Origin of the sequence: Nocardiopsis listeri NBRC 13360 (assembly GCF_001570765.1) — a bacterium.
Taxonomy (GTDB): Bacteria; Actinomycetota; Actinomycetes; order Streptosporangiales; family Streptosporangiaceae; genus Nocardiopsis; species Nocardiopsis listeri.
In genome coordinates this window covers 46,497-70,085 of sequence record NZ_BCSH01000021.1, presented here as the reverse complement: position 1 = coordinate 70,085, position 23,589 = coordinate 46,497, and the positions used below count along the sequence as shown (strand labels likewise).

The window sequence follows — 23,589 nt, the reverse complement described above, 5'->3', positions numbered from 1 at the left end:
CTACTTCTCCCCCTGGACCCGGGGCGCGACCGTCAGCCGACCGCCCGCAGGCGAGACACCGATCAGTGTGCGGCGAACAACGGCTCGGAGACGGGCTGGTGCCCGATGATCCCCGCGCATTCGTCGCACCCGAACACCCGGGCCCCATCCGGCAGCTCACCGAGCTCCCGACGAGGCCGAGGCCACTTGACGTGGCAGACGACGCAGGCATCCCCCATGCACTGCGCCAGGCTCAGCCAGGCCGGATCGTAGACGTAGCTGTCGGGTGCGGCAGCGGTCTGCATGACTGGCTCGCACATCGTGCTCGTTCCGCGCAATGTCCTTGCTCCCCCCGTGGTTTAGGACAGTCTGGCGGGCCGATAGTTACCGGCTCTTAATTGAATCAGAAGCTCGCGGTGTCCGGAAGGGCCCGGACCGATCTAAATCACTCCGTGCAGGTGAATCATAACCCTAAGTGATCAACCTTGTGAAGCCCCAAGGCGAGAGCTGGACATTCATACGTTCTGCCCGAAATGTATGTGCGCGCTCGTGGGTGTGCTCAGGCCTGCGCGCCGAGGGACACCGAGAATCGGCGCATCGCGAGGGCAGGATTGCTGACACGGACCGCTTCCACACGCCCGGCCGAAACCCCGGCGGTGGCGACCTCGAAGGGCGTTCCCCTGATCGCTCCGTCCCGTTCTCGCTCATCGGAGCGAGGGCCCGCGCCGGCGGACGGTGATCCAGCGGCCCGTTCACGACGAGGACGAGCCCCGCCACCAACGGAGCCGTCACCGGATGCTCCCGCTCGATCGGGTGGCCCCGAAGGCGTGAGAACCCCCAGCGAGAGCAGGGTGAAGGCGAGCACGATCGCGGCGCCGATCAGGTAGTGCCACCGGGCAGCGGGTATCCCGCACGGCGAGGAACCCGTACGTCTCCGGAAGGAAGCACCGTGACCGGCACCGACGCCCGCTCCCCCACGAGCCGAAGGAGACGCCTCTTGATCGTGGTCGCGGTGGCGGCCCTGGCGCTCGCGGTCCTGGTGGGGCTCCTGTGGGTGATGCAGCGTTCGGTTATCTACGTGCCCCTGATCGGCGAACCCCCCACCGCATCGGAGGTGGTCGAGGGCGCCGAGGACGTGCGGCTCGCCACCGAGGACGGCCTCGAACTCGACGGCTGGTTCGTCCCGCCCCAAGGCGAGGATCGTGAGGCCGCCGTGTTGGTGACCAACGGCAACGCGGGCAACCGCGAGAGCCGGGCACCCCTGGCCCGAGCACTGTCGGCGGAAGGGTTCTCGGTACTGCTGTTCGACTACCGCGGCTACGGCGGCAACGAGGGTTCCCCCTCCGAGAAGGGGCTGATCGCCGATGCCCGGGCCGCCGCCGACCACCTGTCCGGGCGGGGGTTCACCGCCGACCGCACGCTCTACTTCGGCGAGAGCCTGGGCGCGGCCGTGGCCACCGGCCTGGCCGTCGAACGCCCGCCCGCGGCGCTGTTCCTACGCTCCCCGTTCAGTTCCCTGGCCGACATGGGCGGCCACCACTACCCGTTCCTGCCGGTGCGGCTGATGTTGTGGGACCGCTACCCGGTGGCGGAGCAGGTGGCGCGGGTGGAGGTCCCCACGAGCGTGGTGATCGGTGACGTCGACGCGATCGTTCCGGCGGAACAGAGCCACACGGTGGCGGAGGCGAGCGCGAACCTGTTCGAGGAGGAGGTCCTGTCCGGGGTCGGCCACAACGACGCCGAACTGGTCCATGGCCCCGAGGTCATCGAGACGTTCGTCCGCCTCGCCGACCACGCGCTCTGACCGGTCCCGATTCGTCCGATCAGCCCGGCAGGTGGCTCAGGGCCCAGGTGGGGGCCAGGACCAGGATGAGGAAGCGCGCCAGGCGGGTGACCAAGGTGACCACGCAGAACAGGACCAGGTTCATCCGGACCACCCCGGCCAGGACCGAGACCACCATGAACGGCGGGATGCTCGCGAAGGAGCTCAGGGCCAGCAACCCGGCGCCCCAGGTCGGGCGGGCCTCGGCCTTGGTCCGCCAGTCGGCCATCCGCGCGGCCCATTTGCCCGGGGTGGCCGCCTTCCGCTTGAGCCAGGGCGTGGTGATCGTCCCCTTGCCCACGTAGTAGTAGGGGATCTTGCCGAGGGTCTGCCCCACCGCGGCGGCCACCGCCATCGCGACGAGGGCGCCGTCGTCCAAGGTGGCGACGGCGCCCAACAGGTAGACCTCGATGTTGAGGATCGGGACCAACCCGCCCGCCGTGGCGACCACGAAGGCCAGGAGGGTCTCGATCACGTCGGCGCTACTTCTCGGCGGCGGCGAGCTGTCCGCAGGCGCCGTCGATCTCCTGGCCACGGGTGTCACGGACGGTGACGGACACCCCATGCGATTCCAGGCGCCGCACGAACTCACGCTCGTCCTCGGGACGCGAGGCGGTCCACTTCGATCCCGGGGTGGGGTTGAGCGGGATGAGGTTGACGTGCACCAGGTGCCCCTTGAGGAGCTTGCCGAGCAGGTCGGCCCGCCAGGCCTGGTCGTTGATGTCCTTGATCAGGGCGTACTCGATGGACACGCGACGGCCGGTGGTGCCGGCGTAGCGCCAGGCGGCGTCGAGGACCTCGTCGACCTTCCAGCGGGTGTTGATCGGCACGAGTTCGTCGCGCAGCTCGTCGTCGGGGGCGTGCAGGGAGATCGCGAGGCGCACCTGCATCTTCTCGTCGATGAGCTTGTTGATCGCCGGGACCAGGCCCACCGTGGAGACGGTCACGCCGCGCTGGGAGATGCCCATGCCGTTCGGGACCGGGTCGGTGATCTGGCGGACGGACTGGAGCACCCGCTTGTAGTTGGCCATGGGCTCGCCCATGCCCATGAACACGATGTTGCTGATCCGACCCGGACCGCCGGCGACCTCACCGCGGGCCAGGTCACGGGCGCTGGCGATCACCTGCTCGACGATCTCGCCGGTGGACAGGTTGCGGGTCAGGCCCGCCTGTCCGGTGGCGCAGAACGGGCAGTTCATGCCGCATCCGGCCTGGGAGGAGATGCACAGGGTGACGCGGTCCGGGTAGCGCATCATGACCGACTCGAACATCACCCCGTCGAAGGCCTTCCACAGGGTCTTGCGGGTCATCCCCTTGTCGGCGGCCATGTGTCGGACCGGGGTGAGCAGCGTGGGCAGCAGCGCCTCGCCGAGCCTGGCCCGGGAAGCCTCCGGCAGGTCGGTCATCTTGGCCGTGTCCGATTCCAGGGCGCCGTAGTAGTGCTTGGCGATCTGCTTGGCCCGGAAGGGCTTCTCGCCCAGCTCCTTGACCACGTCCTGGCGCTCCTCCAGGGACAGGTCGGCCAGGTGCCGGGGCGGCTTGGCGCGGCGGGGTGCGACGAAAGTGAGCTCGGCGGGCATAAGTATCCGTAACGAGTGGAGTCGATGGACTGCGCCCGGCGCGGAAGGGGTGTGGCGCCGCGGGTCGTTATACGACTTATACGCGGCTGCGGCATTGCTCCGCCTGTCAGGGCACTACCGTCGAGTCTACGCGCAGTGTGGACAGCCCGGACGGGTGCAGGCCCCTTCGGTGACCACGACAACACGACCACCCCCTGGGTCGACACACACGTGGGAGAGCCGGTGACCGAGATCGACGTCCTGCTCGACGAGATCAGCCCGTACCAGAGCCGCCGCGTCGTCGTCGAATGTGATTCCCACACCACCGCCGCGTACCTGTTGGACGCCCGCGAGCGCATCCGTGTTCCGGTGTGGCTGGCCAACCACGAGAGCGCGCCGACCGAGGTGCAGCCCGGCGACCTGTACCAAGGGCGGGCCCCGCTGATGCCGGAGGCCTACACCAAGCATCCTCAGGGCCGTCCCCGTTTCGACCCGGACTCCTTGCGAGCGGTCTGGTTCGAGGAGGGCGACGGCGTGGCCCTGATCGACGAGGAGGGGTTGCTGGCGGTCATCCCCGGTTGGGCTGACGCCGACAGCGGACTGCCCGGATACGCGCGTGAGGCCATCGGTCGCAGCGCGTACGCGTGGGAGCTCGACTCGGTCAAGCGCCGGCTGTGGCCGCGGGTCGTGCACGCCGAGGCCTACTGGGACTGGCGTCGTGCCTCCGGCGCCTGGCGTAGCGTGCAGCGCACGGTGCTCGGCCACCTGAATCGACGGGTGGGCGAGGCCGGCCACTACTGGGACGTGTCCGACGGGCACCCGCCGTTGCTGCGACTGTCGGAGCGCCCGCCGACGGGGGAACGGCCGTTCACGATCCTGTCGACCGTCGGCATGTGCGGTCAGCGGATGCCGACCCTGGACCGGTACATGGCCGACACCTCCCATCACGCCCGGGTGGAGTTGGCGCTGGCCACGACGTTGCCGGCGCACCACGCGGCACGCGTCTTCCGGTGGATCGGGGCGTTCCCCTGGCGAGCGGTCACCTGGTTCGGCACCGGCCACACGGTCAAGTGGCTGGACAACCCCGAGGACCAGGCGATGCGTCGGGGCGCGGGCGCCGTGCTGCTGTTGGAGGATCCGACCCCCTTGGTCACCGATCCCGACCACCGGCCACCGGACACCTCGGGGCTGAACTTCCAGGGTGACCCGGTGAAGTGGTTGTGGATCGTACCGATCACCCGCCCCGAGCACCTGTTCGCCAAGGAACACGACAGCGCCACCCTGGTGGAGAAGCTCGCGGCCGAGGGTCGCAGCTGGGTCCTGGGCTGAGGGACCCCGCCCACGCGCACGAAAACCGGTTGACCGGCTCTGTCCGCTCCACGAGCATTCCCCGGTCGGGACGGTTCGAGGCGGGGAGGGGTACGAGGCATGGACCAGGCGTGGAACACCGGCGCGGAGCCGCGGGCGGGGATCACGGCACCGCTGCGACACCCGAACTTCCGCGCGTTGGCGTTGGGCCGGGTCCTGATGATGTTCGGCAACGGCATGGCGAACGTGGCGTTGGCCTTCGCCGTGCTGGACGTGACCGGATCGCTCGCCCAGGTGGGTCTGGTGGTGGGCGCCCGGTCGGTGGCGAACGTGTCCCTGTTGCTGTTGGGCGGGGTCGTCGCCGATCGGCTGCCGCGTGCCCTGGTGCTGCGGGGGGCCTGTGTGCTCGCGTCGCTCTCCCAGGGGCTCCTCGCGTCGGCCCTGCTCACGGGGTCCGCGACGTTGCCGCTGATGATCGTGTTGAGCCTGGTGAACGGGGCCGCGGCCGCCGCCAACCTGCCCGCGGCCGCGGCACTCACCCCGCAGACCGTGCCGCACACGCTGCTGCGTCAGGCCAACGCGCTGGTCGGGATCGCCAAACAGCTGGGCCTGTTCGCGGGGATGTCGATGGGCGGCGTCGCCGTGGGTCTGCTGGGTCCGGGGTGGGCGGTCGGCGTGGACGCCGTGATGTTCGCCGCGGCCGGGGTGGCCTTCCTGTTCCTGCGGGTGCCGTCGACGACGCCGGCGGAGCGCGGCAACGTGCTCCGCGACCTGGTGGAGGGCTGGAGCGAGTTCGTGGCCAGGCCCTGGGTGTGGATCATCGTGTTGCAGTTCATGGTGGTCAACGCCGGTTGGTCGGCGACCACCTCGGTGCTGGGCCCGGGGATCGCCGACGAGACGTTCGGGCGAACCACGTGGGGGCTGGTGATGGCGGCCAACAGCGTGGGGCTGTTGGTGGGCGGCGTCCTGGCCGCGCGTTGGCAGCCGCGAAGGGCGCTGTTCTACGGAACCGCCCTGGTCACCGTGCAGACCCTGCCGTTCTTCGTGCTGGCGGATCCGTCACCGATCGTGCCGTTGCTGTTCGCGGCGATGTTCGTGGGCGGGGTCGCGGTCGAGCAGTTCACCGTGGCCTGGGAGGTGTCGGTACAGGAGAACATCCCGCCGGACCGGCTCTCGCGGGTGTACTCCTACGACGCGTTGGGGTCCTTCGTGGCCATGCCGGTGGGACAGATCGCCATCGGGCCGCTCGCCGAATCGATCGGCGCGGATCGGTCCCTGCTGATCGTCGCCGGGCTGACGGTCATGGCGACGTCGGCGGCGGTCGCGGCGCCGAGTGTGCGTTCATTGCGCCGCCGGTGACCGGTAGGGCGAGACGGACCCGGTGCGACGGTCGCGGACCTGCCGGAACGCGTGGTGCAGCCGGACCATGTCCTCGTCGCTGAAGCGTTCGACGAAGCGGAGCAGGGTGAGGCCGGAGTCGGGGCCGGTGCTGAGCACCTCGCCCATGACGCGCGCCGTGTACTCGGCGTGGGTCTCCCTGGGCCGGTAGGTCCAGGCCCGACCGGTCTTCTCGCGTTCCAGCAAGCCCTTCTGATGCAGGATGTTGGCGACGGTCATGACCGTCGTGTAGGCGAGGTCGCGGTCGTAGACCATGCTCGACCGGATGTCGCGGACCGGCAGCGGCCCCTCCGCGCGCCACAGGGCGGACATGATCGCCGCCTCCAGTTCCCCCAGACCCCTCATGGGTTCTCCCTCGCCCGGTGTTCCCGCTGTACGTAGGCGCATCGTAGGCAGGATGGTGGCGACGCGGAGGAGGAATCGGAGAGAGCACGTAGATCCGTGTACCCAGGGCCGCCGGCACATGCGTTTCGCGGTCCGGAGCAGCGTTTCCACCATCGGCTCGCGGTTCCCCTCGGCCGAGCCCACGGAAACGTGTGTCGTGTCACATTCCCATCGACCACGGGTGGTCACGGCGACACGAACCGAAAACCCTTACGGACATGGACAAACAGGACATCAGCATCACGCAGGGCAAGGACGAGACCACGGAAAGCCAAGGTTTGTGTGAAAGATTGTTAGCTATCTCCCAGTTTCAACAACCGCAGCGTTCCCGTCCGGGAGGTCTGTACAAGTAGCCTTGTACGCGACGAGTGCCGGCCTGGTCAGACACTCCCCGTACGGGGAGCGACTCCATGCTTCTTTGAGCCCGCCTTGCCGGCAGCCACCCGTCTTTCCTGAACATTCACAAGCGAGCAGCGGAAGTGGGCGATCTCCGCCGTGTCGTCTGAGGCGTCTCAACCCCTGACAGATTTCGGCCCGAACGAGTGGCTGGTCGAGGAGCTTTACCAGAAGTACCTCACCGACCCGAATTCGGTTGACAAGGCTTGGTGGAACTTCTTCGCGGACTACAAGCCCGCGGACTCGGGCGGCGGGAAGGGTGGGGCCACTGCGACCGCTAAGGCGCAGACCGAGAAGGCCCCCGCAGCCCCCGCTCCGAAGAAGAAGCCCACTCCGGCCGCACCCAAGAACACCGACAGCGACGATGGGCTCCAGGTCAAGGAGGAGCGGCTGCGTGGCGCGGCCGCCCGTACCGCGACCAACATGGACTCCAGCCTGACCATGCCCACCGCGACGAGTGTGCGCGCGGTGCCGGTCAAGCTGCTGTTCGACAACCGCATCGTCATCAACAACCATCTCCGACGCAGCCGCGGGGGGAAGGTCTCCTTCACCCACCTCATCGGCTACGCCATGGTCAGGGCGCTCGAGTCGATGCCGGAGATGAACCACTCCTACACGGAGGTCAACGGTAAGCCCGGCGTCGCCAAGCCCGAGCACGTGAACTTCGGCCTGGCGATCGACCTCCCCAAGCCCGACGGCTCACGTCAGCTGGTCGTGCCCTCCGTCAAGAAGTCCGAGGAGATGGACTTCGCCGAGTTCTGGAGCGGCTACGAGGACCTGGTCCGCAAGGCCCGCAACAACAAGCTGGCCGTGCCGGACTTCCAGGGCACCACGATCAGCCTGACCAACCCCGGCGGCATCGGCACCGTGCACTCCGTGCCGCGTCTGATGCCCGGTCAGGGCACCATCCTCGCGGTGGGCGCCATGGAGTACCCGGCCGAGTTCCAGGGCGCCTCCCAGGACACCCTGAGCGAGCTGGGCATCAGCAAGGTCATGACGATCACGTCGACCTACGACCACCGGATCATCCAGGGCGCCCAGTCGGGCGAGTTCCTGCGTCGGATCCACCAGCTGCTGCTGGGCGAGGACGGTTTCTACGACGAGATCTTCAACGCCCTGCGGATCCCCTACGAGCCGGTCCGCTGGGTCCAGGACATCCACGTCAACCCGGCCACCCAGCTCGACAAGACCACCCGGGTCCAGGAGCTGATCCACGCCTACCGCGTGCGCGGCCACCTGATGGCCGACACCAACCCGCTCACCCACGAGCAGCGCAAGCACCCGGACCTGGACGTGCTCGAGCACGGCCTGACCCTCTGGGACCTGGACCGCGAGTTCCCCACCGGGGGCTTCGGCGGCAAGCAGGTCATGAAGCTTCGCGACGTCCTGGGCGTGCTGCGCGACACCTACTGCCGCACGGTGGGTATCGAGTACATGCACATCCAGAGCCCGGAGGAGCGGGAGTGGATCCAGTCGCACGTCGAACGCGAGCACGAGAAGCTCGACCGTGACGAGCAGCTGCACATCCTGCACCGGCTCAACAGCGCGGAGGCCTTCGAGACCTTCCTGCAGACCAAGTACGTGGGTCAGAAGCGCTTCTCCCTCGAGGGTGGAGAGTCGCTGATCCCGCTGCTGGACGGTGTGATCTCCAAGGCCGCCAAGGCCGAGCTGGACCAGGCCGTCATCGGCATGGCCCACCGTGGTCGCCTGAACGTGCTGGCCAACATCTGTGGCAAGTCCTACGGACAGATCTTCGGTGAGTTCGAGGGCAACCTCGACCCGCGCAGCGCGCACGGATCCGGTGACGTCAAGTACCACCTGGGCACCGAGGGGACCTTCGAGACCCGCGAGGGCGACAAGATCCAGATCTCGCTGGCCGCCAACCCGTCCCACCTGGAGACGGTCAACCCGGTCGCCGAGGGCATCGTCCGCGCCAAGCAGGACGTGCTGGACAAGGGCCCGCACGGCTTCACCGTGCTGCCCATCCTCATCCACGGTGACGCGGCGTTCGCCGGACAGGGCGTGGTCGCCGAGACCCTCAACCTGTCCCAGCTGCGCGGTTACCGGACCGGCGGCACGGTGCACGTCATCGTGAACAACCAGGTGGGCTTCACCACCTCGCCGTCCGACAGCCGCTCCAGCGTGTACGCCACCGACGTCGCGCGCATGGTGCAGGCTCCGATCTTCCACGTCAACGGGGACGACCCCGAGGCCGTGGTCCGGGTCGCGAACCTGGCCTTCGCCTACCGTCAGGCGTTCAACAAGGACGTCGTGATCGACCTGGTCTGCTACCGGCGTCGTGGACACAACGAGGGCGACAACCCCGCGTTCACCCAGCCGCTGATGTACGACGTCATCGACGCCAAGCGCTCCACCCGCAAGCTGTTCACCGAGTCCCTCATCGGCCGCGGTGACATCACGGTGGAAGAGGCGGAGTCGGCGCTGCGCGACTACCAGAGCGAGCTCGAACGCGCCTTCACCGAGACCCGTGAGGTCGAGAAGAGGCCGATCGAGCCCGGTTCCGTGGTCAAGCCCGAGGTGTTCACCGAGTCCCGCCTGGATCACTCCAAGATCGAGACGGCGATCTCCTCGGAGACGGTCAAGCGGGTCATCGACACCCAGGTGAACCTGCCCGAGGGCTTCAAGCCGCACCCGCGCCTGGCCCCGCAGCTGAGCCGTCGAGCGACCATGGTCGAGAGCGACGCGATCGACTGGGCCACCGGTGAGCTGTTGGCCTTCGGTTCCCTGCTGCTGGACGACCACCCGGTCCGTCTGGTCGGTCAGGACAGCCGACGCGGTACCTTCGGCCAGCGTCACGCCACACTGATGGACCGCGAGACCGGCGAGACCCACACCCCGCTGAAGGCCTTCGACAACGGGACCACGAAGTTCCTCGCCTACGACTCGCTGCTGAGCGAGTACGCGGCGCTGGGCTTCGAGTACGGCTACTCGCTGACCCGTCCGAACGCCCTGGTGATGTGGGAGGCGCAGTTCGGCGACTTCGTCAACGGCGCCCAGACCATCATCGACGAGTACATCAGCGCGGGCGAGCAGAAGTGGGGCCAGCGCTCCAGCGTCACCATGCTGCTGCCGCACGGCTACGAGGGCCAGGGCCCGGACCACTCCTCGGCCCGCATCGAGCGGTTCCTCCAGTCGTGCGCGCAGGAGAACATGACCGTCGCGATGCCGAGCACCCCGGCGAGCTACTTCCACCTGCTGCGTTGGCAGGCCAAGTCGCCGCTGGAGCGCCCGCTCGTGGTGTTCACGCCCAAGTCGCTGCTGCGTCTGAAGAGCGCGACCTCGGCGGCCCAGGACTTCACCTCGGGTTCCTTCCAGCCGCTGATCGGGGACGACTCGATCGCGCCGGAGAAGGTCCGTCGTGTGGTCATCTGCTCCGGCAAGATCTACTACGACCTGGACGCGGCTCGCCGCAAGAGCGGGGACAAGCACACCGCGATCATCCGCGCGGAGCGGCTGTACCCGCTGCCGATCGAGGAGATCCGCGAGCAGCTCAAGGCCTACCCGAACTCGGGCGAGGTCCTGTGGGTCCAGGAGGAGCCGGCGAACATGGGTCCGTGGCCCTTCGTCGCGCTGGTCTTCTCCGAGCAGCTCGACCGCCCGTTCACCCGGATCTCGCGTCCGGCCTCCTCCGCGCCCGCGGCCGGTTCGGCCAAGCGCCACGAGGCCGAACAGCGTGCCCTGGTGGACACGGTGTTCCCGCCCGCGGAATAGCGACGGAAGAAACCATGTACTTCACCGATCGAGGAATCGAGGAGTTGGAGAACCGCCGCGGCGACGAGGAGGTCAGCTTCGCCTGGCTCGCCGAGCAGCTGCGGGTGTTCACCGACGTCAACCCCGAGTTCGAGACGCCCGTCGAACGGCTGGCCACCTGGTTGGCCCGGCTTGACGACGAGGAGGAGTAGCGACGAGGCATCGCGCTGAGCGATGTACCGGCCGAGGGGCCCGGGTCCACGTGGACCCGGGCCCCTCGCTTGTGTTCGGGGCCGCTCCGGTGGGTCGGCCGCGCACACCTGGCTCAGGGTCGTCCCCGAGGATCCCCCGATTCGACCCCCGAAATCCACGACATATCTTGAGTTCGCCGAAGACGCGACATATCGTGAAGACATCGAGAGCGAACGGAAGGGTTCACGATGGCAAGTTGGACCATCGACAGTCCGATGACGCACACCTTGGACGGCATCGTCGCCCTGAAGGTACGAATCGTCGGCGGACAGGTCAACATCATTCCCACCGACGACCCGGTGACCTTCGAGATCACCGACATCGAGGGCGAGCCCCTGGAGGTCACCCAGGAGGCCGGGATCCTCACCATCCACTACCGGGACCTGACCGGCCAGGGGTTCCTCGACCGGCTCAAGCCCCTCCAGCTGACCGGCTACAAGAACGTGCACTCGCGTCGGGTCACCGTGAACCTCAGGGTCCCCCGGGACTGCCCGGTGGAGGTGTCCACGGCCACCGCGCCCGTGGTGGCGGCCGGGCTCAGCGCCCGCACCAGGATCAGGACCGCCACCGGCGAGATCACCCTGGACGAGGTCTCGGGCGAGACCGACCTGAACACCGCCGACGGCAGCGCCTCGGTACGCGGACCGGGTGGCACCCTGGGCTTCAACAGCGCCACCGGGCAACTGGCCGTGGCCGGCGGCCGGCTCTCCGAGCTGCGGGCCAAGACCGTCTCCGGATCGGTCCTGGTCGACACCGACCTCTCGACCTCGGCGCGGGTTCGGGTGACGACCGTGTCCGGCGAGGTGGCCCTGCGGGTCCCCGCGGAGAGCTCCGCCAACGTCGAGTTGCGCACCATGACCGGTGGGGTCGACTCCGACTTCGGGTTGGACCGCAACACCGCGCCGGCCCGCAACACCCTGAGCGGGAAGATCGGCGTGGGCGTGGACCCCGCCACCATCAGTGTCAACACCGTGTCCGGTCGGACGGCGCTGCTGCGTCGTGCGCCCGAGGCTCCGGCCGCGATCCCAGAGGGGGCCTCATGAGCACCATCTTCGGCCACGGCAGACTGCGCCTGTACCTGCTCAAGCTGCTCGACGAGAGCCCACGCCACGGCTACGAGATCATCAGTCTGCTGCGCGACCGCTTCCTTGGCGTGTACTCGCCCTCTCCCGGCACCATCTACCCTCGGCTCGCCCGGTTGGAGGAGGAGGGCCTGGTCACCCACACCGAGGAGGGTGGCCGCAAGGTGTACAGCCTCACCGACAAGGGACGTGAGGAGCTGCGCGCCCGCGAGAGCGACCTGGACGACCTGGAGCGGGAGATCACCGACTCGGTGCGCGACATCGCCCGCGCGGTCAAGCAGGACGTGCGCGCCACCATCGGCTCCCTGCGCGAGGAACTGAAGTTCACCGCGGGCGGCGCCCGCCGTGAGGGGACCGAACGCGCCGAGGGGACCAAGACCTCCGAGGACGCGGGGGAGGCGGAGGACCAGGACCGTCGTGGGCGGGGCCGCCCCCGGGACTGCGGGGACGGTGGCGTGTGGGCTCGTGAGTGGGATCGGTTCGCCCAGGGCTTCGGGGCGTTCGGTGCCGCCTGGGGGCGCACCGAGTCCGAGCGTCGCGGTGAGGGCTCGGCGGAAGGATCCGAGCGCGACGAGGCCGAGCGTGATGACGCGGGGCGCAAGGGGAGCGGGCACGAGGGGCCGGAGTTCGAACACGCCCTGAAGGACTTCTCCGTTCGGGTTCGGGACATGCTCCGGGGCGCCGGTCAGGTCGGCGGGTCCGCCGCGAACGACCTGCGCCGCATCCTCGACGACACGGTCGAGGTGATCCGCCGCGACGTGGGCCGGTGGGGGCCGGCCGAGGGGGAACGCGCCGGGTCCGAACCGACGTCGGGCAAGAGTGAACAGACCACCGAGAGACCCGCCGGGCAAGGGTCCGAGCCGGGGGACGCGGACCCCTCACAGGAGCCGAAGGCTCGGCCGATGCCGCCCTCGGGCGGTGATCCCTGGTCCACCGCCACCGGTGAGGGCCAGGAACGGCGCGACTGAGTCGACGCCGGAGGGGCCCGGGAGACCACACGGGGGCGTGGTCTCCCGGGCCCCTCGTCGAATCATCCGATCCAGAAGGAAGAAGCGGTGCTGGTTCCGTACACGATCGAGCAGGACGCGGACGGCGTGTGGAGTGCCCACGCCCGTCTGTCTTCGGGGGCTGCCACCCGTGGCGAGGGTGACACCCCGGACGCCGCCTTGGCCGAGCTGCGCAGGGCGTTCGATCTCCTGAAGGAGGAGTTCGACTCACCAGCGGAGCTGATGTGATCGTTCCGACGACGCACGGTGTCAGAGCATGGCAAGACCCACCAGGAGCGTGAGACCGGCGAAGGCGACGAGGCCGGTCAGCGCCCGTCTGAGCCAAGGCGTGCCGCCCCTGGTGGTGGGCAGGCCCGACCATCGTCGGGCCCCGACCACGGCCGCGGCCCCGGCCAGGAACACCCCGGCCGCCCACACCCCCGGGGAGACCAGGTGCCAGAAACCGGCGAGGTGGACGTACCCGAGCAGCGCGACCGTGAGCGTCCCGTAGGCGACCAGACCCGCCCGGTCCGTGGGCCGACGCATCATTGGCCGGGGGCGACGCCGGGCGGCGAAGCCCAGGAACAGGGCTCCGGGCAGCAGTGCCAGGATCACCGTCACGGTGGCGTACAACCGCTCTCCGGCCACGTTGTCCGGGCTGGGTTCGTCGACCCCGAGCAGGCGGATGCCGATGTCCTCGCTGTACCGGTGCGTGTTCGACAGGACCACGGCTCCCCGGTCACCGGAGTAGCCGATCCAGGCGGTGTGGCCGTTGGTCGTGGCGTTGCCGCCGTGCGCGGTGATCTCCTTGCCGCCGAGCGTCTCCACGTACCAGCCCAGTCCCTGTTCCCGGCGGGCGACGTCACCCGTGGCCACGGGTTCGGCCGCCCAGGATCCCGGCGCCGAGCCGTCCAGCATCGCCGCGAGGAGCAGTCCGAGGTCGCCGGCGGTCGTGGTCACTCCACCCCAAGGCCCGGAAGCGACCGTGCGATCCAGGTCGATGGCCCGGCCCCGGTCCGCGTCGTGCACGACGGGGTCGGCCCCGTCCTGGTCCGACCACACGTGGGTGTGCTCCATACCCAGCGGTTCCAGGAGGCGTTCACGGACCAGATCGGCGTAGTCGGTCCCGGACCGGGCCGCCAACGCGTGCCCGAGCAGGCCGAAACCGGTGTTGGAGTAGACGTTGGTCCCCCGCAGCTCGGGGTCGACGCGCGCCCGCGTGGCCACCTCGTCGAGGAAGTCGTCGACCGATCCGGCGGGGTCGGGGTGGCGTTTGGCGACGAACTGCCAGAGGGTCTGGGGCAGGGTCGTCTCCTCCCGGGACAACCCCGAGGTGTGGGTGGCCAGTTCCTCCACGGTGATGTCGGCGATGGCGGGATCGACGGGGTCCAGGTCCGGCAGCAGTTCCCCCACTCGTGTGTCCAGGTCGAGTTCGCCCCGATCCACCATGTCGGCGAGCAGCATCCCGGGCAGCACCTTGGCCACCGAGGCGGACCCGAAGGGGGTGTCCTCACCCACCCCTTCCCCCTCGTCTCCGACCGAGCCGAGCCCCGCCGAGCGGACGCGGTGTCCGCCCTCGGGATCGGGTTCGACGAGGGCCACGGAAAGTCCGTGGTAGCCGGTGGTGTCGCCGATCCCCTCTCGTACCGACGCCGCTATCCCACGGTCGCCCTCGACCCGGTCGTCGAGTTCGTAGGGGCGCGGAACCATGGTCACCGCGCCTACGGTGGCCACTACGAGCAGGGACATCGCGATCCATCGGCCGGTTCTTCGGGGCTCGCGCGCGGGCGGGGAGGTCGGTTCCATGAGGGTCGTCCCAGGGGTCTGAGGCCGTTCGAACGGCGTGATTCCAACCCTGGAAAACCTACGAGCGCAGCCCCTCACGGAGCACTACGTCCATCCCCCGAACCCGTGGTGGCCCTACTCCCCCGGGGATGGTGGCCCCGTCCCTACCCCGGCGTGGAAAAGGCCCGCGCGACCGTGTGGATCGCGCGGGCCCTGGAGCCGCGTCAGCGGCGGGCGACGCCGTCCTCACGGGCCTGGGCGGCGACCGCGGCGGAGACCGCCGGGACCACGCGCTCGTCGAACGTGCTCGGGATGACGTAGTCGGCGCTCAGGTCGTCACCGATGAGGTCGGCGATGGCCTTGGCCGCGGCCAGCTTCATGTTCTCGGTGATGTCGGAGGCCTGGACGTCGAGGGCTCCCCGGAACACGCCGGGGAAGGCCAGGACGTTGTTGATCTGGTTCGGGAAGTCGCTGCGCCCGGTGGCGACGACGCTCGCGTGCTTACGGGCGACGTCCGGGTGGACCTCCGGGTTGGGGTTGGCCATGGCGAAGATGATGGCGTCATCGGCCATGGTGGCCACGACCGCCTCGGGGACCTCACCTGCGGACAGACCGACGAACACGTCGGCGCCCTCCAACGCGCTCTCGATGGAGCCCTTCAGGCCGGCCTTGTTGCTGATGGCGGCCAGTTCCCGCTTGACCGGGGTCAGGCTCTCCCGACCTTCGTAGATCATGCCCTTGGAATCGGCGACGGCGATGTCGCCGATGCCTCCGTCGACGAGCATCTTGGTGACGGCGACGCCGGCGGCGCCCGCACCGGAGACGACGACCCGCAGGTCGGCCAGGGTACGGCCGGTGAGGCGGGCCGCGTTGTGCAGCGCGGCGACGGTCACGATGGCGGTGCCGTGCTGGTCGTCGTGGAAGACCGGGACGTCCAGGCGCTCACGCAGCTTGTCCTCGATCTCGAAGCAGCGCGGAGCGGAGATGTCCTCCAGGTTGACGCCACCGAAGGACGGCGACATGCGCACGACGGTCTCGACGATCTCGTCGACGTCGGTGCAGTTGAGGGCGATCGGCACGGAGTCGACGTCGCCGAACTGCTTGAACAGCAGCGACTTGCCCTCCATGACCGGCAGGGAGGCCTCCGGCCCGATGTTGCCCAGACCCAGAACGGCGGTGCCGTCGGTGACGACGGCGACCAGGTTGCTCTTCCAGGTGTAGGTCTCGACCAGCTCGGCGTCCTCGGCGATCGCGTCGCAGACGCGGGCGACACCCGGCGTGTAGGCCAGGGAGAGTCCCGCGTGGTCGCTGACGTCCACGGAGGAGGTGACATGGAGCTTGCCACCGCGATGCATGGCGAAGGCCGGATCCTTGTCCAGCTCGGACGTGTCCTGGGTACGCGAAGTAAAGGTGGTCACTGCTCAAACCCCTCGGTCTGCTTCTACGTCCGCGTCGGCCATGACGAGGACGATGGTCGACGGATCGCGCGCGAAGACGTAAGGGTGCTAGGGGGACCCCCACGGCGCCGGTCGGCCATGACCGGTGGTGTTCGCCGGAAGGGACAGTCTTCGCCGGACTCTTATAGGAGCACAGCGCGTCCGCATCTCACGGGGATGACCCGTTACGCAATCCTCTCACAACGGTGACCGCGGGAAAATCGCGGGGGCGTCAGGATGGAGCGTTACCGACTTAAAGCACCATGCAGCATAATGTCCGTGTTGTCGTTCCAGGCCTGCGGAACGGATCCGCGAACAGGCCTCCGAGCAGGCATGATTCGTGCCCTTGAAGGAGACCTCACATGCCCCTGCGCAAGTCCCTCCCCTACTTCACGGCCCTCGCCGCAGCGGGTGTCCTGACCCTTTCCGCGTGTGGCGATGGTGACGGCGCCGAAGACGACGCCGCCCCCGAGGCGCCGGAGGTCTCCGTCGACGAGGAACTCGCCGCGCTGCTCCCCGCCGACATCGCCGAAGCCGGTGTCGTCAGCATCGGTGTCGAAGCCGAGTACCCGCCCGGCGAGTACCTGGACGACGACGGCGAGACCGTCCTCGGCTTCAACGTGGACCTGGTGACGGCCGCCCTGAACAAGCTCGGCCTCGAGGTCGAGTGGGTCCCCGCCAACTTCGACTCCATCATCATCGGCGTCGACAGCGGCAACTACGACCTCGGTGCCTCCTCCTTCACCATCACGGAGGAGCGCATGGAGGCCGTCAACATGGTGAGCTACTTCTCCTCCGGGACGCAGTGGTTCGGCCTCGCCGGGAACCCGGAGGGGGTCGACCCCGACAACGCCTGCGGTATGCGCATCGCCGTGCAGACCGGCACCACGCACGACACCGACATCGAGGCCCGCAGCGACGCCTGCGTCGAGGCGGGTGAAGAGGCCATCACCATCGAGAAGTTCCAGAACCAGCCGCTGGCGACCTCCAGCGTGGTCTCCGGACTCAACGACGCGTCCCTGGCCGACCTGCCCACATCCCTGTTCGCCCTACAGGAGACCGGCGACCAGCTCGAGTTCATCGACGACCAGTACTCCGCCGCGCCCTACGGCGTCATCACACCCAAGGACGACGCCGAGATGGCCGAGGCCCTGGCCGCCGGGTTCAACGCCATCATCGAGGACGGCACCTACGGGAACGTCCTGGAGGAGTGGGGCATCGAGGTCGGTGCCGTCGAGGCCTCCGAGGTCAATCCCTCCGTCGACGAATAGACCCACCGGGTCCCCCAGCGTCGCACCTCCGCACGCCGAGCTCACCAGGGCCGGCGTGCGGCTGTTTCACCAGAACGTGTCCGGGCGTCCGTTCCGGTCGCCACGACCGCCCGCCCTGTTCGCCCGCCACTAGCGAAGGTCTGATCCGTGACGTCACCGAGTGCATCGGCGGACGGTCCGGGGTCGAAGGAAGCGACCCCTGACCGACCGGCCGACCCGATCTCCGCAGTCCCCGTCCGCTACCCGGAACGCTGGGTCGCCGCCGGGGTCGTGCTGGTCCTCGCCGCGATGTTCGTGAACATGCTGCTCACGAACCCCGCGTTCAACTGGCCGTTCATGTTCGAGCACATGTTCTCGGATCCGGTCGTGAACGGTGTCTGGGTGACCCTCAGCGCCACCGTCCTGTCCATGGTCATCGGTATCCTCCTGGGCATCGTCCTGGCGGTGATGCGTCTGTCCGGGAACCCGGTCCTGGTGTCGGTCGCCTGGCTGTACACCTGGTTCTTCCGCGGTGTGCCCCGGTTGGTCCTGGCCGTGCTCTTCGGCAACATCGCCATCCTGTACTCGACCATCCACATCGGGCTCCCCTTCGACAACTACTGGATGCCCATGCTGGGCCTGGAGGGCGACGCCCGGTTCTTCGAGATCGACGTCCGCACCCTCCTGAGCGGTTACATGGCCGGTCTGCTCGCCCTGGCCCTGTCCGAGGGCGCCTACATGGCCGAGATCATCCGCGCCGGCCTGCAATCGGTGAACAAGGGCCAGACCGAGGCCGCCCAGGCCCTCGGTATGGGCCGGGGCAAGATCATGCGACGCATCACGCTGCCGCAGGCGATGCGGGTGGTCATCCCGCCCACGGGCAACGAGACCATCGCCATGCTCAAGGACACCGCCCTGTTGGCGTACGTGCCGGTGACCATCGAGCTCTTCTACCAGCTCCAGGCCATCGGAACCCGCACCTACCAGATCTTCCCGATGCTGGTGGCCGCCTGCCTGTGGTACCTGGCGATCACCAGCGTCCTCATGGTCGGCCAGTACTTCATCGAGCGCAGGTTCAGCCGCAGTGAGCGCGGCGTCGAGAACCGCATCGTCGGAGGGACGCACTGATGGCCGAGGAGAACCACATGCCCGCTGACGACATGGCCGTAGAGACCGCCGACGCGCTCGTCGTCGCCGAGGACGTGCGCAAGAGCTTCGGCCGCTTGGAGGTCCTCAAGGGCATCGACCTGGAGGTCCGCCGTGGCGAGGTCATGTGCGTGGTCGGCCCCTCGGGGTCGGGCAAGTCCACGTTCCTGCGTTGCGTCAACCACCTGGAGAAACTCACCGCCGGCCGTCTGTGGGTCAACGGTGAGCTGATGGGATACCGGCAAAGGCGTGGACGCCTCTACGAGCTGCGGGACAGCGAGATCGCGGCCCAGCGCAGCGACATCGGGATGGTCTTCCAGCGGTTCAACCTGTTCCCGCACCTGACCGTGCTCGGCAACATCATCGAGGCACCGACACAGGTCAAGCGCACCCCGAAGGCCCGAGCCACCGAGCGGGCCATGGAACTGTTGGATCGGGTGGGCCTACCGGACAAGGCGAACGCCTACCCCGAACAGCTCTCCGGCGGTCAGCAGCAGCGTGTGGCGATCGCCCGCGCGCTGGCCATGGAACCGTCGCTGATGCTCTTCGACGAGCCCACCAGCGCGCTGGACCCGGAGCTGGTCGGCGAGGTGCTGGACGTCATGCGCGACCTGGCCAGGGGCGGCATGACCATGGTGGTCGTCACGCACGAGATGGGCTTCGCCCGTGAGGTGGGCGACTCGTTGGTCTTCATGGACGACGGCGCCGTGGTGGAGGCGGGAACGCCCGCCGAGGTGCTCTCGAACCCACGGCACGAACGCACCCGTGCGTTCCTGTCCAAGGTGATCCAGTAATCCGCCCGTGGGGTCCGCGCACCACGGGTGCGCGGACCCCACGGCCCTTACCTCATCGAATCGGTTCCACACGCACACGGCCGGAACCGGACCGTATCCACCCGAAACCGCACGTGGGTCCGTGGTGAGCGGGAAACACCCCGCCTCACCCCTTGACCGGCCGGCCTCCTGGTCCCAGAGTCTTTTCCCAGGGGCACCCCGAACCTGTCCCGGGGAGAGGCATGGACTCGCGTACGGAAAAGGCACGTCGGCTCTGGGAGCACCGCGCGGGCCGATACGACCTGGGAGGCCACTGCGAACACGTGGCCATCCGCGACACCCGGGAGCTCCTGTGCACCGGCGCGCGCGGACGCACCCTGGAGGTGGCCGTGGGGACCGGGCGGAACCTGCGGTACTACCCGCCCCAGGTGGAACTCACCGGATTGGACCTGAGCCCCGCGATGCTCGCCAAGGCCCGGGAGAAGGCCGATGACCTGGAAAGGTCCATCACCCTGGTGGAAGGCGACGCGCAGGACCTGGCCTTCGCCGACCATTCCTTCGAGACCGTGGTGTGCACGCTCTCCCTGTGCGCCATCCCCGACCAGGAACGTGCCCTACGGGAGATGCACCGCGTCCTGGTGCCCGGTGGCCGGCTGCTCCTGGTCGACCACATCGAGTACACGCGGATGCCGTTGCTGTTGCGGGAGCGCCGACGCGAACACCCGCGCAGACTCCCCCGGGAGGTCGCCCGAGAGGTCGGTTTCGAGGTGGGCCACCACGACCGGCTGTTCTTCGGACTGGTGGAACGCGTGGTGGCGCACCGGCCGCACTGAGCGACACGCGGGCACCCCATCACCACACGCCGACCATCGGCCCCACATTCCCCTTACGTCGGACGCATACCCTGGGAGCATCCGTTGTCCCCGACCCGCCCGAGGTGGTCCGATGATCCGTCCCGCCCGCCCCGACGACGTTCCCGTCATCAACCGGATGATCGGTGAACTCGCCGAATACGAGAAGGAACCCGAGGCGGCGGTGGCGACGGAGGACGACCTCCACCGAGCGCTGTTCGGCCCGGACGCGGCGGTGTACGCGCACGTCGTGGAGCACGAGAACGCCGACGGCACCGTCGTGCCGGCGGGGTTCGCCCTGTGGTTCCTCAACTACTCCACCTGGACCGGCAGACACGGGATCTACCTGGAGGACCTGTACGTACGGCCCGAGATGCGCGGCCACGGGTACGGCGGTGCCCTGCTGCGCGACCTCGCGAGGATCTGCGTGGAACGTGGTTACACACGCCTGGAGTGGTCGGTGTTGAACTGGAACACCCCCGCGATCGGGTTCTATGAGTCCTTGGGCTCCACACCCATGGACGAGTGGACGGTCCGTCGTCTGGACGGCGACGCGCTGGTCGCTGTGGGTTCCACGCGGACCTGAGTCCGACCATTCGTCTCGGGTTCGGCCATCACCTGCCGGACACGATCTCACTTCCCTGCGTCAGTGGCAGGGTGAAACGAGATACATTGCATTCAAGCGGCAACCTCGCCCCCCGAAGGAGGGACGTGACCGAAGAAACCGCTGTGCCCACGGCCGACGCCACCGGTGTACGCGACGCCGTCACCGTCAACATGCCAGCCGACAGTGCCTACCTGTCGGTGCTGCGGACGGCCACGGCCGGCTTGGCCGCGCGACTCGACTTCACCCTCGACGAGATCGAGGACCTGAGGATCGGTGTCGACGAGGCCTGCGCGATGCTCCTCTCCCAGGCGCTGCCCGGCACAGAACTGACCACGGAATTCGAACTCACCCCCGATGGAATGCGCATCTCCGTCTCGGTGCTGACCGCGGACGGGCGCCTTCCGGCCCGCGACACCTTCGCGTGGACCGTCCTGTCCGCGTTGGCGGGGGACGTGGACGCGGGGGTCGGACCGGACGATCGCGTCTACATCGTCCTGTACAAACGTCGCGGCACGCTGGAGCCGGCGTGAGCGAAAGGGGGCCCGCTCTGACAGCGAAGACCGAGCACGCGGTGCCCGACCGGGCGCGCGCGAGAGCGTTGTTCGAGCGCCTTGACGAACTCGACGCGGACTCGCCCGAACGGCGCTCCATACGTGACGAACTGGTGGAACTCCACCTGCCGTTGGTGGAGTACCTGGCCCGCCGGTTCCGTAACCGTGGTGAGTGGTTGGACGACCTCACCCAGGTGGCCACGATCGGACTCATCAAGTCCATCGACCGATTCGATCTGGAGCGCGGGGTGGAGTTCTCCACCTACGCGACCCCGACGATCGTCGGTGAGATCAAGCGCCACTTCCGGGACAAGGGCTGGGCGGTCCGGGTTCCCCGTCGCCTCCAGGAGCTGAAGCTCTCGCTGACCAAGGCGGTCAGCGACCTCTCCCAGCGGGAGGGGCGCTCCCCCACCGTCGCGGAGTTGGCCCAGCACCTACAGATGACCGAGGAGGAGGTGCTGGAGGGCCTGGAGTCCGCCAACGCCTACTCGACGGTGTCGCTCGACGCCCCCGACAGCGGTGACGAGGACGCACCGGCCGTCGCGGACTCGCTCGGCATCGTGGACGAGTCGCTGGAGGGCGTGGAGTACCGGGAGTCGTTGAAGCCGCTCCTGGAGCAGCTTCCGCCCAGGGAGAAGCGGATCCTGCTGTTGCGCTTCTTCGGCAACATGACCCAGTCACAGATCGCCCAGGAGCTGGGGATCTCGCAGATGCACGTGTCCCGTCTGTTGGCGAGGACCCTGGCCCAGCTGCGCCAGGCGCTCACCACCGACGACTAACGGTCAGTTCGGGCGCCGGCGGGTTCCACCCGCCTCAGGCGCCCGAACACCGCCTCATCGCTACTTGCGCTCGGTGCGACCGGGCGGTGTCTCGTCGGGGTACAACGCGGCGGTCGTGGGCGGCGCCAGGACGGCGGCGGCCGTGATGACGGCCGTGCCGAGCATGACCCCGCCGATCACGTACTGCTCGCCGGTGAACATGTAGTACGCCACCACCGCCAGGAACAGCTGGGTGACCACCACCGGGGTGCGCGACCACTCGCGTAGTCGGAGCAGTCCTCGGGCGACGAAGACCAACAGGCCACCGACGCCCAGGCCGATGACGGTGAGCGGGATCGCGGAGGAGACCACGTCGGTGGCCTCGCCGACGATCGCCGTGTACAGGCTGTAGAGGCCGCCGACGGCAACGACCAGCCCGATCAGGGCCTCCAGCACGGCGGCGATGACGAGAGTGATGGGACGCGAAGACACACGTCAAACCTATACGGGTCCATCATCCTCCCCGGCCCCGCCCCTGACACGGTCCTCCGTGTCCTCGACCCCCTACACTGGCCGGGTGCGCGCCCTCTTCATCGTGAACCCCAAAGCGACCACGACCACCGATCGCACCCGCGAGGTGATCCTGGGCGCGTTGCGGTCGGAACTGGACGTCACCGTCGTGGAGACCTCCTATCGCGACCATGCCCAGAAGTTGGCGCGAGACGCCGCCGAGGGCGGTTTCGAGCTGGTGCTGAGCCTGGGCGGCGACGGGACCGTCAACGAGGTCGTCAACGGACTCCTGGCCGTGCCCGAGCGGAAGCGCCCCAGTTACGCGGTTATCCCCGGGGGCAGCGCCAACGTGTTCATCCGGGCCCTGGGGATCTCCGGAGATCCGGTGGAGGCGACCGGGCAGATCCTCGCCGCGATCCGTTCCGGCCGTGAGCGGGAGATCAACCTGGGCCGGATCACCAGCCACCTGGACGACCGCTACTTCACGTTCTGTGCCGGGTTCGGGTGGGACGCCGACGTGGTGCAGCAGGTGGAGCACGAGCGAGAGAACGGCCGGAAGGCCACTCCCGCCTTGTACGCGGAGGTCGCGGTAAAGCTGTTCTTCGGTGGGGATATACGCGACCCGTCACTTACCGTGTCGACCGACGGAAGGTCCCTGGGGGACGTCTATTTCGCCCTGGTCACCAACACCACACCATGGACGTACGCGGGTTCCCTACCGCTTCAGCCGACCCCGTCCTCCCGTTTCGAGCTGGGTCTGGACACTTTCGCGCTGACCCGCTCCTCGTACTGGTTGACCGGCTGGGTGCTTTCGCAAATGTTCCTACCCAAAGGACTTCCCGGCCGGGGCGAAGGCTACGTGACCTGGCACGACCAGGGTTCACTGCGGATCACGTCGAACCACCCGAGGGCCTTCCAAATCGACGGTGAATACCTGGGAGAGCGTGAAGAGGTCAACTTCCAGTCGGTACCGAAGGCATTACGAATCTTCTGTTAATTTCGGCGAATGAGCCATTCCGTCCGACTGTGACGCACCCGACACGTC

General features: G+C 68.4%; 23 protein-coding genes and 1 pseudogene. 16 read left to right on the top strand and 8 right to left on the bottom strand.

The window, feature by feature from the left end; all coding sequences use genetic code 11:
• Positions 1-62: 62 nt before the first annotated feature.
• The gene (locus NLI01S_RS07815; protein WP_067601519.1) at positions 63-299 is read right to left on the bottom strand and encodes a hypothetical protein; all 237 of its coding nucleotides are present in this window, start codon (positions 297-299) and stop codon (positions 63-65) included.
• 239 nt (positions 300-538) lie between these two features.
• A pseudogene (locus NLI01S_RS26275) lies at positions 539-649 on the bottom strand (hydrolase); the annotation flags it as partial.
• 279 nt (positions 650-928) lie between these two features.
• Here NLI01S_RS26275 and NLI01S_RS07810 point away from each other — a divergent pair.
• Entirely contained in the window at positions 929-1,783 is an 855-nt protein-coding gene (locus NLI01S_RS07810) for an alpha/beta hydrolase (RefSeq protein ID WP_067601517.1), read from the top strand.
• Positions 1,784-1,802: 19 nt separating this feature from the next.
• Here the strand turns inward: NLI01S_RS07810 and NLI01S_RS07805 are convergent, their stop codons facing one another.
• Positions 1,803-2,276 (bottom strand): hypothetical protein, encoded by a 474-nt coding sequence (locus tag NLI01S_RS07805; protein WP_067601514.1) that lies wholly within the window; start codon positions 2,274-2,276, stop codon positions 1,803-1,805.
• 7 nt (positions 2,277-2,283) lie between these two features.
• Positions 2,284-3,381, bottom strand: a complete 1,098-nt coding sequence (gene rlmN / locus NLI01S_RS07800) for a 23S rRNA (adenine(2503)-C(2))-methyltransferase RlmN (protein WP_067601511.1) — start codon at positions 3,379-3,381, stop codon at positions 2,284-2,286.
• A gap of 222 nt (positions 3,382-3,603) precedes the next feature.
• On the opposite strand from rlmN, the gene NLI01S_RS07795 reads away from it, so the two are divergent.
• Positions 3,604-4,689: a suppressor of fused domain protein gene (locus NLI01S_RS07795; protein ID WP_067601625.1), complete on the top strand. Its 1,086-nt coding sequence runs from the start codon at positions 3,604-3,606 to the stop codon at positions 4,687-4,689.
• Between the two features lie 99 nt (positions 4,690-4,788).
• Positions 4,789-6,027, top strand: coding sequence for an MFS transporter (locus NLI01S_RS07790; RefSeq protein WP_067601501.1), 1,239 nt, complete (start codon positions 4,789-4,791; stop codon positions 6,025-6,027).
• Here the strand turns inward: NLI01S_RS07790 and NLI01S_RS07785 are convergent.
• Positions 6,010-6,411, bottom strand: a complete 402-nt coding sequence (locus NLI01S_RS07785; protein WP_067601498.1) for a BlaI/MecI/CopY family transcriptional regulator — start codon at positions 6,409-6,411, stop codon at positions 6,010-6,012. The two genes, NLI01S_RS07790 and NLI01S_RS07785, sit on opposite strands and share 18 nt — an antisense overlap.
• Positions 6,412-6,945: 534 nt before the next feature.
• Here NLI01S_RS07785 and NLI01S_RS07780 point away from each other — a divergent pair.
• From NLI01S_RS07780 to NLI01S_RS07765, 5 genes are all read left to right on the top strand, one after another.
• Positions 6,946-10,578 (top strand): multifunctional oxoglutarate decarboxylase/oxoglutarate dehydrogenase thiamine pyrophosphate-binding subunit/dihydrolipoyllysine-residue succinyltransferase subunit, encoded by a 3,633-nt coding sequence (locus NLI01S_RS07780; protein ID WP_067601495.1) that lies wholly within the window; start codon positions 6,946-6,948, stop codon positions 10,576-10,578.
• Between the two features lie 14 nt (positions 10,579-10,592).
• The gene (locus NLI01S_RS25980) at positions 10,593-10,769 is read left to right on the top strand and encodes a DUF6104 family protein (protein ID WP_190318387.1); all 177 of its coding nucleotides are present in this window, start codon (positions 10,593-10,595) and stop codon (positions 10,767-10,769) included.
• 228 nt (positions 10,770-10,997) lie between these two features.
• Positions 10,998-11,852, top strand: coding sequence for a DUF4097 family beta strand repeat-containing protein (locus NLI01S_RS07775; protein ID WP_067601492.1), 855 nt, complete (start codon positions 10,998-11,000; stop codon positions 11,850-11,852).
• The gene (locus tag NLI01S_RS07770) at positions 11,849-12,859 is read left to right on the top strand and encodes a PadR family transcriptional regulator (protein WP_067601489.1); all 1,011 of its coding nucleotides are present in this window, start codon (positions 11,849-11,851) and stop codon (positions 12,857-12,859) included. Before NLI01S_RS07775 ends, NLI01S_RS07770 begins: the two co-directional genes overlap by 4 nt.
• An 87-nt stretch (positions 12,860-12,946) precedes the next feature.
• A complete protein-coding gene (locus NLI01S_RS07765; protein WP_067601486.1) occupies positions 12,947-13,126 on the top strand; it encodes a hypothetical protein in 180 nt (59 codons plus the stop codon).
• 21 nt (positions 13,127-13,147) lie between these two features.
• On the opposite strand, the gene NLI01S_RS07760 is transcribed toward NLI01S_RS07765, so the two are convergent.
• A complete protein-coding gene (locus tag NLI01S_RS07760) occupies positions 13,148-14,626 on the bottom strand; it encodes a serine hydrolase domain-containing protein (RefSeq protein WP_223809157.1) in 1,479 nt (492 codons plus the stop codon).
• A gap of 260 nt (positions 14,627-14,886) precedes the next feature.
• Entirely contained in the window at positions 14,887-16,080 is a 1,194-nt protein-coding gene (locus NLI01S_RS07755; protein ID WP_067601483.1) for an NAD(P)-dependent malic enzyme, read from the bottom strand.
• A gap of 380 nt (positions 16,081-16,460) precedes the next feature.
• Here NLI01S_RS07755 and NLI01S_RS07750 point away from each other — a divergent pair, with 380 nt between their 5' ends.
• The 7 genes from NLI01S_RS07750 (at position 16,461) to NLI01S_RS07720 (ending at position 22,055) form a co-directional block, all read left to right on the top strand.
• Complete coding sequence (locus tag NLI01S_RS07750) at positions 16,461-17,369, top strand: ABC transporter substrate-binding protein (RefSeq protein ID WP_067601482.1); 909 nt, start codon at positions 16,461-16,463, stop codon at positions 17,367-17,369.
• Between the two features lie 147 nt (positions 17,370-17,516).
• Positions 17,517-18,476, top strand: a complete 960-nt coding sequence (locus tag NLI01S_RS07745; protein WP_067601481.1) for an amino acid ABC transporter permease — start codon at positions 17,517-17,519, stop codon at positions 18,474-18,476.
• The gene (locus tag NLI01S_RS07740) at positions 18,476-19,288 is read left to right on the top strand and encodes an amino acid ABC transporter ATP-binding protein (protein ID WP_067601473.1); all 813 of its coding nucleotides are present in this window, start codon (positions 18,476-18,478) and stop codon (positions 19,286-19,288) included. The genes NLI01S_RS07745 and NLI01S_RS07740 overlap by 1 nt, the downstream gene beginning before the upstream one ends.
• Positions 19,289-19,509: 221 nt before the next feature.
• On the top strand, positions 19,510-20,100 hold the full coding sequence (locus tag NLI01S_RS07735; protein ID WP_067601471.1) for a class I SAM-dependent methyltransferase: 591 nt from the start codon (positions 19,510-19,512) through the stop codon (positions 20,098-20,100).
• A 112-nt stretch (positions 20,101-20,212) separates the two neighbouring features.
• Positions 20,213-20,704 (top strand): GNAT family N-acetyltransferase, encoded by a 492-nt coding sequence (locus NLI01S_RS07730; protein ID WP_067601468.1) that lies wholly within the window; start codon positions 20,213-20,215, stop codon positions 20,702-20,704.
• A gap of 125 nt (positions 20,705-20,829) precedes the next feature.
• Complete coding sequence (locus NLI01S_RS07725) at positions 20,830-21,255, top strand: anti-sigma factor (protein ID WP_067601466.1); 426 nt, start codon at positions 20,830-20,832, stop codon at positions 21,253-21,255.
• 41 nt (positions 21,256-21,296) lie between these two features.
• The gene (locus NLI01S_RS07720) at positions 21,297-22,055 is read left to right on the top strand and encodes an RNA polymerase sigma factor SigF (RefSeq protein WP_190318389.1); all 759 of its coding nucleotides are present in this window, start codon (positions 21,297-21,299) and stop codon (positions 22,053-22,055) included.
• Between the two features lie 60 nt (positions 22,056-22,115).
• Here the strand turns inward: NLI01S_RS07720 and NLI01S_RS07715 are convergent, their stop codons facing one another.
• On the bottom strand, positions 22,116-22,526 hold the full coding sequence (locus NLI01S_RS07715) for a hypothetical protein (RefSeq protein WP_067601462.1): 411 nt from the start codon (positions 22,524-22,526) through the stop codon (positions 22,116-22,118).
• An 85-nt stretch (positions 22,527-22,611) separates the two neighbouring features.
• Between NLI01S_RS07715 and NLI01S_RS07710 the strand changes: the two genes are divergently transcribed.
• Positions 22,612-23,541, top strand: coding sequence for a diacylglycerol/lipid kinase family protein (locus tag NLI01S_RS07710; protein ID WP_067601459.1), 930 nt, complete (start codon positions 22,612-22,614; stop codon positions 23,539-23,541).
• Positions 23,542-23,589: the final 48 nt, after the last annotated feature.